The sequence below is a fragment of the uncultured Anaerococcus sp. genome (assembly GCF_937934665.1).
Classification (GTDB): Bacteria; Bacillota; Clostridia; order Tissierellales; family Peptoniphilaceae; genus Anaerococcus.
This window is the reverse complement of record NZ_CALGYW010000078.1, coordinates 1-15003: the sequence shown is the minus strand read 5'-3', so window position 1 is coordinate 15003 and position 15003 is coordinate 1. Positions and strand designations below refer to the sequence as shown.

13 protein-coding genes are annotated in these 15003 nt (G+C 34.9%); 9 read left to right on the top strand and 4 right to left on the bottom strand.

Annotation, left to right across the window (positions count from 1 at the left end; translation table 11 throughout):
- Positions 1 to 19: 19 nt before the first annotated feature.
- A complete protein-coding gene (locus tag Q0410_RS04430; protein ID WP_299033319.1) occupies positions 20 to 1363 on the bottom strand; it encodes an MATE family efflux transporter in 1344 nt (447 codons plus the stop codon).
- Positions 1364 to 1448: 85 nt separating this feature from the next.
- On the opposite strand from Q0410_RS04430, the gene Q0410_RS04425 reads away from it, so the two are divergent.
- From Q0410_RS04425 to Q0410_RS04385, 9 genes are all read left to right on the top strand, one after another.
- Positions 1449 to 2051, top strand: a complete 603-nt coding sequence (locus tag Q0410_RS04425) for a sugar O-acetyltransferase (protein ID WP_299033317.1) — start codon at positions 1449 to 1451, stop codon at positions 2049 to 2051.
- 187 nt (positions 2052 to 2238) lie between these two features.
- Complete coding sequence (locus tag Q0410_RS04420) at positions 2239 to 4128, top strand: transcription antiterminator (RefSeq protein WP_299033314.1); 1890 nt, start codon at positions 2239 to 2241, stop codon at positions 4126 to 4128.
- The gene (locus tag Q0410_RS04415; protein WP_299033311.1) at positions 4121 to 4453 is read left to right on the top strand and encodes a PTS lactose/cellobiose transporter subunit IIA; all 333 of its coding nucleotides are present in this window, start codon (positions 4121 to 4123) and stop codon (positions 4451 to 4453) included. The genes Q0410_RS04420 and Q0410_RS04415 overlap by 8 nt, the downstream gene beginning before the upstream one ends.
- Entirely contained in the window at positions 4453 to 4770 is a 318-nt protein-coding gene (locus Q0410_RS04410; protein ID WP_299033308.1) for a PTS cellobiose transporter subunit IIB, read from the top strand. The genes Q0410_RS04415 and Q0410_RS04410 overlap by 1 nt, the downstream gene beginning before the upstream one ends.
- Before the next feature lie 8 nt (positions 4771 to 4778).
- Positions 4779 to 6134, top strand: a complete 1356-nt coding sequence (locus Q0410_RS04405; RefSeq protein ID WP_299033304.1) for a glycoside hydrolase family 1 protein — start codon at positions 4779 to 4781, stop codon at positions 6132 to 6134.
- Positions 6131 to 7441 (top strand): PTS sugar transporter subunit IIC, encoded by a 1311-nt coding sequence (locus Q0410_RS04400; RefSeq protein WP_299033301.1) that lies wholly within the window; start codon positions 6131 to 6133, stop codon positions 7439 to 7441. Before Q0410_RS04405 ends, Q0410_RS04400 begins: the two co-directional genes overlap by 4 nt.
- A gap of 74 nt (positions 7442 to 7515) precedes the next feature.
- Positions 7516 to 8937, top strand: coding sequence for a 6-phospho-beta-glucosidase (locus Q0410_RS04395; protein WP_299033298.1), 1422 nt, complete (start codon positions 7516 to 7518; stop codon positions 8935 to 8937).
- Positions 8938 to 9024: 87 nt separating this feature from the next.
- Positions 9025 to 9930: an alpha/beta hydrolase gene (locus Q0410_RS04390; RefSeq protein ID WP_299033295.1), complete on the top strand. Its 906-nt coding sequence runs from the start codon at positions 9025 to 9027 to the stop codon at positions 9928 to 9930.
- 245 nt (positions 9931 to 10175) lie between these two features.
- The gene (locus Q0410_RS04385) at positions 10176 to 11648 is read left to right on the top strand and encodes a hypothetical protein (RefSeq protein ID WP_299033292.1); all 1473 of its coding nucleotides are present in this window, start codon (positions 10176 to 10178) and stop codon (positions 11646 to 11648) included.
- 84 nt (positions 11649 to 11732) lie between these two features.
- Here Q0410_RS04385 and sdaAA read toward each other — a convergent pair whose 3' ends face one another.
- The 3 genes from sdaAA to Q0410_RS04370 form a co-directional block, all read right to left on the bottom strand.
- Entirely contained in the window at positions 11733 to 12629 is an 897-nt protein-coding gene (sdaAA, locus tag Q0410_RS04380; protein WP_299033291.1) for an L-serine ammonia-lyase, iron-sulfur-dependent, subunit alpha, read from the bottom strand.
- Positions 12630 to 12639: 10 nt separating this feature from the next.
- A complete protein-coding gene (sdaAB, locus tag Q0410_RS04375) occupies positions 12640 to 13299 on the bottom strand; it encodes an L-serine ammonia-lyase, iron-sulfur-dependent subunit beta (protein WP_299033288.1) in 660 nt (219 codons plus the stop codon).
- An 89-nt stretch (positions 13300 to 13388) separates the two neighbouring features.
- The gene (locus tag Q0410_RS04370) at positions 13389 to 14600 is read right to left on the bottom strand and encodes a dicarboxylate/amino acid:cation symporter (protein ID WP_299033284.1); all 1212 of its coding nucleotides are present in this window, start codon (positions 14598 to 14600) and stop codon (positions 13389 to 13391) included.
- Positions 14601 to 15003: the final 403 nt, after the last annotated feature.

Genomic DNA, 15003 nt, shown 5'->3' with positions numbered 1-15003 from the left:
AACTCTTCCGAAGAAGAGTTTAAGCTAACATATATTTTTTGACCTTTTTGTAAATAAGCGTCATAGCCACAAGACCCTTCATAATAGAAGTAGCACTCATGGCAATCCATACTCCATACACGCCCACAAACGGCATTAAAACTATGGCTATAGGTACCCTTAGGAGATTATTAACTACGCCTAAGATTGCAGGAGTCTTGGTATCACTCATCCCATTAAAACAACCTGCAAGACCTATTTCTATTGACATAAAGGCTTGAGATAGGCCTAAAATCAAGAGATAATTCGCTCCAAGTTTTATCGCTTCTAGATCTCCTGGAGTAAATATTTCAAAAAGTTTGTGCCTAAATATAATTAGAACAAGAGTAGCTATAATACCAATAATAGCAACAAGTCTAAAGGATTCCTTGATAGACTCCTTAACCCTTTTTTTATCTTCTGCCCCATAGTTTTGGGCAACAAGGGCCTGGATACCAACCTGGATACCCTCAGTTGTATTCCATGAAATGGACTCAAGCTGACTACCTATAGCACAAACAGCCACTGGAGTAGGACCAAAGGCAGACATGAACCTATTTAAAACCATGGATATGGATGCATGAAAGCCTGATAAAAGTGCCGCAGGTAGTCCTAGTTTAAAAATCTCTAACTGCCAATTTTCCCTATAATCTATATAAGAAATAGCTGACTTTATAATCCCGTCTTTAGAAATCACTACAAAAAAATAAACCAAGACAACCACAAATTGGCTTAAAACAGTAGCTAGAGCCGCACCCTTAGCTCCCATATGAGGAAAAGGTCCAAGGCCAAAGATTAAAATCGGATCTAAAACCATATTTATAACAAGGCCCACAGCATTGATAACAAAAGGCGTAAAGGAATCACCAAGCGATGTAAAAGCTTGGGTAAACATAGGACCTACAAAGAAGAAAATCATGCCAAGACTTACCACAAAAAAGTAATCCTTGGCAGCCATCTCTGCCTCAAGACCCAAATTATAAAATTCTATAAAGATATTTTTCACAATCAAACAAAAAGTAGTAAAAAACAAACCCATTATCACAGCCTGGATAAATCCGTTGTTTATTATCATCACCGTCTCTTCTTCCTTTTGAGAGCCAAAGGCCTGGGAAGCGTAAACTCCCATCCCAACCTTAGGAATAAGGACAAGAGAGTTGCCTATCCAAAAAATAAATCCAGCTATACCAACCCCTGCTACAGCCTTAGTACCAAACCTTGCTATCCAAATCGTATCAACAAAGCCATAGGTAATCTGGATAAAGGCTGTAAGGGCAAGAGGCAGAGATAGCTTCATAAGCGTATGCCTGATATTTCCATGTAATAAATCAATTTTCCTATTCATAAAGACTCCTATATAAGTAATAACGTTATTATTCTACTAATATTTTACGAATTGTCATTTAAATTATCAAAAGTATATTGATACTATGAAAAACTATGAAAATTTACAAGCAGGCAAGTTCTTCAAAACAGACTCCTACCTAGTCGAAAGACTTTCGTCCTGCTGGGAAAAATTAGTAAAATTAAATACAGAAACAAACAGAGAAGAAAGAAGTAAAATCTGTAAGGAAATCTTTGGAAGCTTTGGCAAATCAACAGTCCTCTCACCCTTTAGGTGCGACTATGGGGAAAATATCTTTATAGGAGATAATTCTTTTATAAACTTCAACGTCTCCATGGTAGATTTAGGAAAAATCAAAATAGGAAATAGGGTCCTCATAGGCCCAGCCACAGGACTATTCACCGCTATCCACCCCATAGACCCAAAAATTAGAGCCACAGGCATAGAAAAAGGAGTCAACATCATCCTAGAAGACGACGTATGGATAGGAGGAAACGCCACAATCCTACCCGGAGTAAGAATAGGCAAAGGCTCCATAATAGGAGCAGGAAGCGTCGTCACCAAAGACATCCCAAAAATGACCATAGCCGCAGGAAACCCCGCTAAAGTTATAAGAGAAATAACCGAGGAAGATAAAATTTATTGGCAAGGCCAGTATGATGAGTATTTAAAAAATTTCAGAGAATAATCTTAACAAAAATTATAACAAATAAATTAGAACTATTAGAGGAAGTCTTTATGATTTCCTTTTTTATTTCATTATACAATCTAAATAGAATTAAAACTTGCTACAAACAATTTCCACATCTTTAAGGAAAATGTTTGTGTGGAGCTTATTTTGATTCTCTACTATAATAAACATACAAGGTGGTTATATGATTGAGACAAGATTAAAACAAATATTTGACTACCTAACTCTTGACTATGACTACCATACGTCCAAAGAGATAGGCGAAGTAATGGAATTATCTTCAAAAACTATTAGGAAGGAGATAAATTCATTAAATGCAGCAATTAATGATAAGGGGGCGATAATTGAATCCAAACCAGGAAAGGGATTTATCTTTAAAATCAAAAACAAAGATAAATTCAAGTCTTTTTTGAAAAACGACTGGTATAAATATGCCTACTACCAGGAAGAAGATGGAGACAAAAATCTTAGATATGTTAATATCTTAAGGATGTTTCTCTTCTCAAATTCCTATATAAAACAATATGAACTTGCTGAAGTCTTTCATATAAGCGAATCTCAAATCAATAAAGATTTGCCTTATGTCAGAGAAATCCTAGAAAATTACGACCTAGATTTGATTTCCAAACCCTACTACGGCATGAAAGTAGAAGCAAGCGAAAAAAACATAAGGCTTGCCATAAAAAACGAAATCGGAGAAGATCCAATACTATTCGATGATGACGAAAATAGGGACTTATTTAGGCAAATTCAAAGAATAATAGATGAAATGGACTTCGGCAAAGATTATTACATGCCTTATGTAAACTTCAAAAATCTAGTGATCCACATCTATATTTCAATCCTTAGAATAAAACAAGGAAAATACATCCATTTTTCTAAAGATTTGGAAAATAATATTGTAGATAATAATGAATTTAGGATAGCAAATAAAATAGCAGTTGAACTAGAAGAAAAATTGGGAATAGAAATCCCAAGCCAAGAGCTAGCCTACATCACTATGCACCTAATAGCCAAAAATACAATTAGGGACCAAGAAAAAATCTCGACTGAAATCCTGGAATTATCTCAAGGGATAATTGATGAAATCTACAAGGTCTCCAAATATGACTTTAGGGCAAATATCGACTTTTACTTTGCCTTGGCAATCCACATTGGTCCTTTGATAAATAGGATAAAATACGGTTTCAACATGAAAAACCCAATCTTAGATGACATCAAAGATAACAAAATCCCCTATTTATTAGCAACAATTGGTGCAAATGTCATAAACGAAAAATACTCTTGTAAGCTAAGCGAAGATGAAATAGGCTACATAGCCCTCCACGTCATGGCGGCTATGAACAACAACTCGTTAAATCAAAAGAAAATCCTTATAATCTGCGGCTCAGGCAATTCTTCAGCTCAGATAATGAAGGCTCAGTTAAATAGAAAGTTTAAAGAAAATATCGACAGCATAGATACAACTGACCTAAGAAGTCTAGAAAATATAAACATGAAAAACTACGACCTCATAATTTCATCAGTAGATCTAAATAACACTTACGATTTGCCAATAGTTTATGTTGATATAATATTTTCTAAGGTTGATTTTGATAATATAAAAATTGCTTTAGATGACAGTAGGCTTGGTAAAATTTATGATATATTTGCAAATTCAGTCTTCATAAAAACAGATGAATTCACAAATAAACTAGAAGTTCTAAAATTTATAGCTGAAACAATTGAGGATAAATCAAATATCAAAAAAGAAAAGGCCCTAAATCAGCTTAAATTCCGTGAAGAATTAGGACAAACATCATTTGACAACATAGCAATCCCCCACATCCTAGACCAGGTAGATGGAGATTCCTATTCAATAATAATAATCCTAGATGATCCTATAAAGTGGAATGATAAAAAGATTAAATTAGTATATTCACTTGTTATAGGTAACAAACTCGGAGATATGAGCTTATACTATGATAAACTAGGCGAACTCTTATCAAATAAAAAAATTATAGAAAAAGCTTTAAAAACAAAGAACACTATGGAATTTATGAATGTATTTATGAAGGGAGGAACAAATGGATAGTAATGAAAAAACCTACGAACTAGCCTTTAATATCATAGTCCATGCTGGAGAAAGCAGAAGCCTTTCATCAGAAGCAATGGACGCAGCAGAAAATTATGATTTTGATAAGGCGGAGGAATTGTTAAACAAAGCAAATGAAGAATTCCTAAAATGCCACGAAGTTCAAACTGGCATGTTAACTAAAGAAGCAAACGGTGAAGAAAACAATATAAATGTCATTTTAATCCATTCACAAGACCATTTGACAATGGCCACAATGGCTATGGACAATGCAAAAAGATGGATCAAAATAAATAAAAAATTACAGAAATTGGAGGGAAAATAATGAAAAAAGTAATTTTGATTTGTAATGCAGGCATGAGTTCATCTCTCATGGCAAAAAAAGTATCAGAACAATTAGAAAAAGACGGAGAAGATATTATAGTTGAAGCTACTACTAGTAGCGATAGCGAAAAAGTATTAACAGACGATGTCTATAACATGATCCTAGTTAGTCCTCAAATAAGAATGTATTTTGATGATTACAAGAAAAAAGCTGATGCTAACGGTAAAGCGATAGCTCAAATTCCATTTAATGCCTATGCCCCAACTCCTATTGGTATAAAAAATATGGAAAAAATCATCTTAGATAATATCAATTAGGAAATAAAATGGACAAACAATTAATGTGGGGAAACTCTACTTCCTCTATGCAAACTGAAGGCGCTTTTGATATAGATGGCAAAGGCAAATCTGTCTATGACATTAGAGAAGCGAGCGAAAATCAAAGCGACTGGAAAGTAGCTATTGATGAATACCATAGATATGAAGAAGATATCAAGCTTATGAAGGAAATGGGAGCCAACTCATATAGGTTTCAAATCTCATGGTCGAGAGTTTTGCCAAAGGGATATGAAAAAGTTAACCATAAAGGTTTAGAATTTTATGACAAGTTGATTGCTTGCCTAGAAAAATACAAAATCGAACCTATTATTTGCCTTTACCATTTTGATATGCCGCTTTATTTGAGCAAAAAATACAACGGGTTTTCGTCAAAAGAAGTAATCGATTATTTCTTTGAATTTTCAAAAATAATAATTGATAGGTATCACAAAAGAGTAAAATATTGGCTAACCTTTAACGAACACAACCTATACTCATCTGATTTTGCTCTTACAATCGCAGGAAGCAAGCTAGAAGTAAGTCCAAAAAACATTCACCAAGTTCAATATAATACCCTAGTATGTCATGGACTAGTTGCAAAATACATCCACGATAATTACAAAGACCTAAAAATCGGAGGTATGCTTGCCTATACAACATATTATCCATATTCTTCTAAAGCAGAAGACAATTATATAAGAAATATTTATAATGATTTTGATTACAACCTATACTTGGATATTTTCACTCAAAAAGGATATATGAACACTTTCAAGGCGTATCTTGCAAATAATAATATAAATTTAGAAAAAACTGATCAAGAAGAAGAAATTATAAATAATATCAAAAGCGATTTTATTGCCTTCTCCTACTACAGGTCGGCAACACTAAAATATCAAGGAAAGGACTACAGTCCTTTGAATACAGATGTTTTTGTTGATAACAAATACCTCGATAGAAACGAGTGGAATTGGGAGATTGATCCTAAAGGTTTAGAAATAGCAATGTTAGAAATCTATAACAAAACTAACTTGCCAGTTTTTATAGTCGAAAATGGTATAGGTCTAAGGGAAGAACTTCCAAAAAATGAATTTATAGAAGATGATATTAGGATTAAATATCTAAAAGATCACTTCGACTCAATGATTAATGCAATAGATAAGGGAGTTGAGTGTATGGGTTATCTTGGTTGGGGCTTTATAGATATACTATCTTCATCAGGAAACATGGACAAAAGATATGGCGTTGTCTATGTAAATAGAGACAATCACGACTTAAAAGATTTAAGAAGAATAAAAAAGAAAAGCTTTGCTTATGTCAAGCAAGTATTCGAATCTAACGGAAAGGATAGAGAAATAAAATGACAGAAAAAAATAAAAAATCATTCGTAGACAAGCTTTCAGAAGCTAGTATGAAGTTTGGTTCACAAATTCACCTAAAATCTCTGAGAGATGCTTTTGCAATAATGTTACCACTATTTATAATTGCAGGTATAGCAGTGTTGATCAATGCTGTTATATTCCCAAAAATTTTAAATGAAGCTCAACTAGAATTTGCTGCACACTGGGCAGTCTCAGTTTCTAATGCAACCTTGAACATATCTGGACTTCTAATCTGCGGTATAGTAGCCTATACCTTATCTCAAAACAAAGGTTTTGAACACGCTATCACAGCTGTAATGATTGCTATAGCTTCACTTATAGTTATGATGCCTCAAACAATTGATGTGACAGGTGCAAATGGAGAAGTTGTCCAAGCCGGAGGAGTTTTATCCTTCAACAATCTTGGTACTAATTCTATGTTTGGTGGTATCATCATGGGTCTTCTCGCTACAGAATTATTCATCAGATTATCAAACATAAAAGCCATCAAAATCAATATTGGCGGAAATGTACCTCCAGCAGTTAACAATTCTTTTAACAACTTAATACCAGTAATATTAACCCTTCTTATATTCTCTGTAATATCATTTATTCTTTTCTACTTCTTCCAAGTAGATTTAATAACACTAATTGCAACAATGATCCAAGAACCACTAAGAAAAGTTAATACTTCACTACTAGGCACAATTTTAATCTACAGTTTAGGTAACCTAATATTTACTTTTGGTATCCACCAAGCTGTAATTTACTCAACAATACTAGAACCATTACTACTTGTAAATATCAACGAAAACATGGAAGCAGCTAGAGCTGGCCTTGAAATTCCACACATTATGAACCTAAGTCTAGTTCAATGCTACGGTCTTATCGGTGGATCAGGATCAACAATCTGCCTATTAATAGCAGTATTTTTATTCTTTAGAAAAAACAAACAATATAGGCAAATCGGTGAATTATCTGTCTTACCAGGTTTATTTAACATCAACGAACCAATTATCTTTGGTTTCCCAATAGTATTTAACCTACCAATGATGATTCCATTCGTGTTGGTACCAGCTATGGGTATCTTGATAAGCTATGCCGCAACAGCAATCGGCTTTATGAACAAAGCAAGCGTCCTAGTACCATGGACAACACCACCTCTATTAAACGCTTATTTAGCAACAGGTGCTGACTTTAGGGCTGTTCTTGTTCAATTAGTAGTTATAGCACTTGGGGTATTAATCTACCTACCATTCTTAAGAATAAGTGCCAAAACCCTTGAAAAACAAGCAGAATTAGAACAATAAAATTAATTAAAATAAACCTTGTGCCTATATTGATGCAAGGTTTATTTTATTAAAAATATTAGAAAGGATAAATAATGCCATTTAAAAAAGATTTTTTGTGGGGAGGAGCAACAGCTGCCAACCAATGTGAAGGAGCTTTTGATGTTGATGGAAGAGGTCTTGCAAATGTAGACCTCTGCCCTGTTGGAGATGATAGGCAAAAAATAATTGAAGGCAAGAAAAAAATGCTAGATTTTGAAGATGGATATTTCTATCCAGCAAAAAATGCCATAGATTTCTACCACAATTATAAAGAAGATATAGCTTTATTTGCAGAAATGGGCTTTAAAGTTTATAGGTTTTCTATAGCTTGGACAAGGATTTTCCCACAAGGTGATGAAGAGTATCCAAATGAAAAAGGTTTAGATTTTTATGAAAAAGTTGTAGATGAGTGTTTAAAATACGGCATAGAACCACTCATAACTCTAGTTCATTTTGATTTCCCAATGCATTTAGCAAAAAAATATGGAGGATGGAGAAATCGAAAAACCATAGATTTTTATGCAAAATATGTTGAATCAGTCATGGAAAGACTTAAAGGAAAAGTCAAATATTATCTAAACTTCAACGAAATGAATATAATCCTTGAATCGCCATTTATGGGTGCAGGTCTTTATTTTGAAGAAGGAGAAGATAAAGAAAAAGTCCAGTACCAAGCTATTCACAACGAACTTTTAGCAGCAGCTAAGGCCAAAAAAATAGCAAAAAAAATAGATCCAAATATTCAAATTGGATGTATGCTAGCCGCTCAAATATGCTATCCCCTAACATGCAATCCTTTGGATGTATTAGCATCTCAAAAGGAAAATCAAAATAATTATTTCTTTGTCGATGTCCAAGCAAGAGGAGCTTACCCTAAATATAAGCTTTATGAATTAGAAAGAAAGGGTATTTTACCTGATATAAGCGAAGAAGATAAGAAATTATTATCTGAAAATACGGTAGATTTTATATCTTTTTCATATTATTCATCAAGAACAATAGGCGCATCTTCTGAAAACACCAAAATTTCCAACAACCTTAAAACATCAGAAAATCCTTACCTAGAAAATTCAGCCCGGGGTTGGACAATCGATCCTATTGGCTTAAGAATCACACTCAACGATATATATGATAGGTATCAGAAACCAATGTTCCTAGTCGAAAACGGCCTTGGGGCAAAAGATACTCCCGATGAAAACGGATATGTAGAAGATGACTATAGAATTAACTACCACAAATCACATATAAAAGCCATGAAAGAAGCTATAGAACTTGATGGAGTAGACATGATGGGCTACACTAGCTGGGCTCCAATAGATCTAGTATCTGCATCTACAGGAGAAATGAGCAAGAGATACGGCTTTATCTATGTAGATCGTGATAATTACGGCAATGGTACCCTTAAAAGATTTAAGAAAAAATCCTTTGCTTGGTATAAAAAAGTCATCGCTTCAAATGGTGAAGATTTAAACTAATAAAAAGGAGCTTCGGCTCTTTTTTATTTGATATATTTACCTTTTATAAACATTTATGGTACACTAAAATAAGAATTTGGGGGTTTTATGGTTAGAAAAAATACGGACCTTTATCCTGATTTGGGTCTTTCTGATATTATTAAAATTTTACATGATAAGGACCGTGAGCGTTTATCTTACGAGGATTTTTCTGATTGTGGGGTTGAGATTATTTCTAATCTTTCTTATAAAAATGATGAAGATAGCCACCATAATTTTGATATTTATTATGGAAATTCCAAATACAAGCCACTTCCAACAATTATTATAGTTCATGGAGGTGGCCTTGTTTATGGGAGAAAAAAACTTAATAAAAATTTGGGGATTCGTTTTGCCCAAAAGGGCTTTAATGTGGCTAATATCAACTACAGGCTCCTGCCTGATACGACTTTTACCGACCAGGTTAAAGATGTGGCGGATGCTTTTGCTTATATTTATGAGAATTCTTCTAGGCTTAAGCTAAGTAGGGGTGAGATTTTTATTTTGTCGGATTCGGCTGGTTCTCTTTTATCCCTGGCAGCTCTTGCTCTTATGAAGGATTCAAAAATTCGCAATATTTTTGGGATTAATGCTTTAGATTTTGATGTTTCAGGTCTGGCTTTTATCTCTCCTATGACAGGCCTTGTGAAATCTGGATCTTTTTCTCTCATAAATGAGCCTGCAAGGAGAAATTTGACGAAAGAGCAAATTCCTTTTACAGATAATATCCTAAAGGCTTTGGAAAATATGGCTTTACCGCCTTCTATAATTGCTACCAGCGAGGAGGATTTTATTAGAGATCAGGCTCTTTGTCTCAAAGCTTTTCTAGATTCAAAAAATATCAGGAATAAGTTTTTGGATTTCAAGAAAAAGGAGTCCTATCCTCTAGGCCATGGTTTTACAATTTCTCATCCAAATCTTTATGAGAGCGGGCTTGTTATTGATGAAATCGAGAGATTTTTCAATAAATATTAAAAGACTTCGTTCTCTTAAGCATGTCGACAAAGTATATAAACATACGTCATTCCGGCAGAGAATCCATCAGATTCGACAAGGAATCCCATAAATTACAGGATTTTTCCTCACTTCGTTCGTCTGAATGACATCAGAAAATGACTTTGTCTATAGCCTGAAGAGAGTTCAGTCTCATTTTTTATTTTTTAGGAAAAGGAGAAATTTTGGGTAAAAGATAAGTAAAAGAACTAAAAAGGATGGCGATTATGACAAATATTATTTCTACAGAAAGAAAACCACAGTTTCAAGATTTTAAGAGATCAGACTTGGCTGAGAGGCTAGGCAGGATGGCTAGGATTTGCTCCGACCTTGATGTTCCTATTTTGATTATGGTTGATGGATGGGAGTCTTCTGGCAGGGGCTACGTTATTAAGGATTTGACTCGCGAGTTTGCAGCCAAAGACTTTGATGTAGAGGTTCCCGATAAGGATGACGCTTGGGATGATTCTTATCCTTTTATAAGAAAATTTTGGGTAAATATTCCAAAAAAAGGCAAGATCAAAATTTTTGATAGGTCTTTTTATTACAAACTTTTTGAAAAACTCGATTTATCTGATAAAAAAATCAAAAATAGGATTAATTCGATCAAAATGACTGAAAAAGCTCTTTACGATGACCAGACAATTATTATCAAATTTTTCCTAAATATTGATAAAGACGAGCAGAAATCAAGGATTACGGACCTAAAAGATTCTATCAAGGAAGATTTTTACTTGGACGGCCTTGATAAGGACCAGCAAAAACATTACGAAGCCTATGAGAAACATTTCAAAAAACTCCTAGAAGCTACAGATTTTCCTTATGCTCCATGGGATATAATTGATTCAAATGATAAAAAAGAAGCCTCCAAGGAAGCCTTGGGTATAGCCATCGAAAGGCTAAGCCAGGGGCTTGAAAGGGTGATTAGGCAAAGAAAAGAAAATGAAAACACCGAAAGAAATTATACCAAGGCTAAGTCAATTCTTAAAAATCTTGACCTTACAAAGACCATAAGCGATGAAGACTACCATAAAAAGAAAGACGAGCTCCAAAAAGAAGTGGCTGAATTAATGTATGAGTATTATGAAAAGGGAATCAGCCAAGTTTTAGTCTTTGAAGGGGTAGATGCAGCTGGTAAGGATGGCGCTATCGAAAGACTTATCAAGGAGGTTGACCCAAGACTTTATACTGTTCATGGCATATCTGCCCCATCTAAAGAGGAACTTGATCGAAATTACCTTTGGAGATTTTATAGTAAACTCCCTAAAGATGGCTACGTCAGTATCTTCTCCCGATCTTGGTATGGCAGGGTCATGGTAGAAAGAGTAGAGGGCTTTGCCAAAGTTAATGAATGGGACAGGGCCTATGAAGAAATAGCCAATATGGAAAAAGAAATCTACGACCATGGTAGCCTTGTAATTAAATTTTTTGTAACTATAGATAAGGATGAGCAACTAAATCGTTTTAAAGATAGACAAAGAAATCCGGACAAACAATACAAAATCACCGACGAAGACTGGCGTAATCGAAAAAAATGGGATGCCTACCTTGATGCCATGGATGAAATGCTAGAAAGAACCAACCTCACCTATGCCCCATGGGTAATAGTTGGGTCAAATCAAAAGAAATACGCAAGAATCAAGGTAATGGAAGAATATATTAAGATTGCTAAAGACCATTTGAAAAAATTAAAAAAATGAATCTTTAATAATTCATATAGAAAAAGACGAGAATATTTATTTTCCCGTCTTTTTTGCTGGGCTTATTTGAAAAACCCCTTGTTTTTATTCTTCAACTTCTTCTTCTGGAAGTTTGTCTATATATTTTTTCTTAAGTCTTAGTGATGATGGGCAAACTGCTATGCCGCCTTCGCCTGTTTCGCGAAGTCTTTCTGGAAGGGTATCTCCCACTCTTTTCATTGCATCTACTGCTTCATCAAATGTTACAAACATTTCTACTCCTGCCATGGCCATGTCTGCACTTGCAAGTGCATTCATGATACCGTTAGCATTTCTTAGGTTGCATGGGAATTCTACCATGCCACCGATTGGGTCACAAATTAGTCCCATGATGTTTAAAAGAGCTGCTGTTGCGGCATTTTCTTGGATTTCTATGTCATATCCTCTTAGGTAGCATACTGCTGCAGCTGCCATAGCTGCTGCTGATCCAGTTTCTGCTTGACAACCACCTTCTGCACCGGCAAAAGTTGCGTTGTCAAAAATTACCTGACCCATTTGGGTCGCTACTAAAAGAGCTTCACAAAGTTTCCTGTCATCATAGTTATATTTTTGTAGCATGGTCATCATTGTTGCAGGGATTATTCCTGCTGATCCTGCTGTTGGAGCTGCTACTATTCTTCCCATAGCTGCATTTACTTCTGATGTTGATAGGGCCATAGCCATAGCTGTTGAAGCTGTTTCGCCTAGTACTGATTTGCCACCTAGGAAATATTCGTGCATTTTCTTTGCGTTGCCGCCGGTCATGCCTGTTACACTTCTAACGTCTTCTTCTAGAGCTCTTTGAGCTGAAGCTTTCATTACATCTAGAGTCTTTTGAAGCCTTGCGAAGATTTCTTCTTCAGTTTTTCCTGTGTTTTCTATTTCGTCTTTTACAGATAATTGCCAAAGGTTAAGATTTTCTTTTTCACATCTTTCCTTTAATAATTTCATTGTAGTAAGCATAATTCATCCCCTATCCTATATATTTCAAGAAGGTGAAGTCTTTGCCTTCCCTGATTTTTTCAAGGATACCTTCTTTTAGTGGTTCGTCTAACTCGCAAACTAACATTACATTGTCGCCGTCTTTTATGGTTTTCATCATATGGATGTTGTAGCCATATTCAAAAAGAATTCCTGATACGTGAGCTATAACTCCCTTTTGTTCACCATAGGCCATAAAAAGAGTTGGTTTGGTTGCGTAATATTCGATTGGATTACCATTTACCTTGGTTATTACGATTGCTCCTCCACCTATGGATGAGCCTTGGACTTCTAAAGGTGACCTATCTGGGTATTTAAAGACAATTCTAACTGTATTTGGGTGAACATCGCCAAGGTCTGTTTCAAAAAATTCATATTTGATTCCTGCTTCGTCCGCATAATCAAATGAATTTATTATTCTTTCATCATCTGGTTCATATCCTAGTACTCCCCCTACTAGAGCTCTGTTTGTACCGTGGCCCTTGTAGGTTTTAGCGAAGGATCCGTGAAGGTAGAAGTCTACTTCATTGAAATTTCTATCTACCATTTTTCTTGCTATATTTCCAATTTTACAAGCTCCAGCTGTATGTGAGCTTGATGGGCCAACCATTATTGGGCCCATTATGTCAAATATTGAAGCATTTACTGCCATAGTGTCTCCTTTTTTAGATTTTAAAGGGACGTTAACTTATTAATTGAATTAATTTTCGTTAACATCCCCTGATTTGCAAAATTTACGTATTATTTAACTGGGTCTGGTTTCCAGTTCTTATCACCTAAAATGTTCTTGTGGTAGAACTTATCAACTGCTACTGCTAGGGCTGTATCGCCTGAGATGTTTGCAGCTGTACCAAATGAGTCTTGAGTTAGGTATAGGGAAATAGCAAGTGATGCCATAGCTGATTCTGGGCTAATTCCTACTATTGGTAGGAATGGAAGAGCTGACATGATTGCGCCACCTGGTGCACCTGGTGCTGCTACCATTGCTATACCTAGGATAGCTATAAGTTGGACCATTAGGCCATATGAGTGGTCCATGTTGTACATTGTAAGAATTGTAAATACACAACCTGTGATTGTAATCATAGAACCTGGCATGTGAACTGTAGCTCCTAGTGGAATTACGAAGTCCCTAATTGGTTGAGATACACCGTTTGCCTCAGCACATTCTAAGTTTACTGGAATTGTTGCTGCTGAAGATTGGGTACCTACAGCTGTGAAATAACCTCTAAGTTGGTTTTTAAGCATAGCAAATGGGTTTTTGCCTGCGTAAGAACCTGCTGCAATAAATAGTAGTGTGATATAGATTAAGTGTAGGGCTATGATGCAGATAAATATCTTCCAGAATATTGAAAGTACTGCAAATACAGAACCTGTGAAGGCCATCTTAGCGAAGTTACCCATGATAAAGAATGGAAGCACAGGAACTATAGCTACTGCTAGGACTTGAGTGATGATTTGGTTAAATTCATCAACTGCTCCGTAGAGGTACTCGCCTGAGCCTTTCTTTCTTAGCCATGATATGCAAATACCAAGCATAAAGGCAAAGATGATACCACTTGTAACTGTAAAGAATGGTGCTATATCTACGCTAAAGTATGGGTCAATTTTGATTTCGTCTGCTGCTTGGATAGCTGCCACTTGTTCTTGGCTGATAAAGTTTGGGAAGATAGCTTTTGACATAAAGTATGAAGCTGATCCACCAATAAGTGTAGATGCATAAGCTAAAGCTACTGTTATACCTAAAAGCTTTCCTGCACCTTCACCTAAGTCTGCTATACCCTTAGTAACGAATGCTAGAATCATAAGTGGGATTATGAATCCTAAGAAGTTACCAAATATAGATGAAAATGTTATAAAAATTCTAACTATTGATTCTGGTAAATATGTACCTATTAGGATACCTAGGATAATACCACAAATCATTCTTGGGATTAAACCAATTTTTTTCATTTTTCTCTCCTTTTTTTGAAAAAATTATGTAAACCTTTGCAATTGATAGAAGAGATCACTCGGAATGATATATATTTTTAGATCTTAGCCCTAGATCAGAAAATAATTGATTATAAATTCATTTTCCAAAGTCATATCTTTCTATCGACTTTGATTATATATTAAAAAAACGTTTGTGTCAACACCTTTTAGGGGCTTTTTGTAATAATTTTCGGAAAACATTTTTTCTCAATATATCTAAAATGTTATAAATATCTAATTGTATCCCCTTACAATTTTTGTAATTTTAGGAAAATATTTTTTTAATTTTTCTGATAAATTAAAAAATTAACAATGTTTCAAGCCCCAATCTGGAAAAAGTTTTCCAATATTTTGCTAGTTCAATTTATAAGTTCGAAGTTAA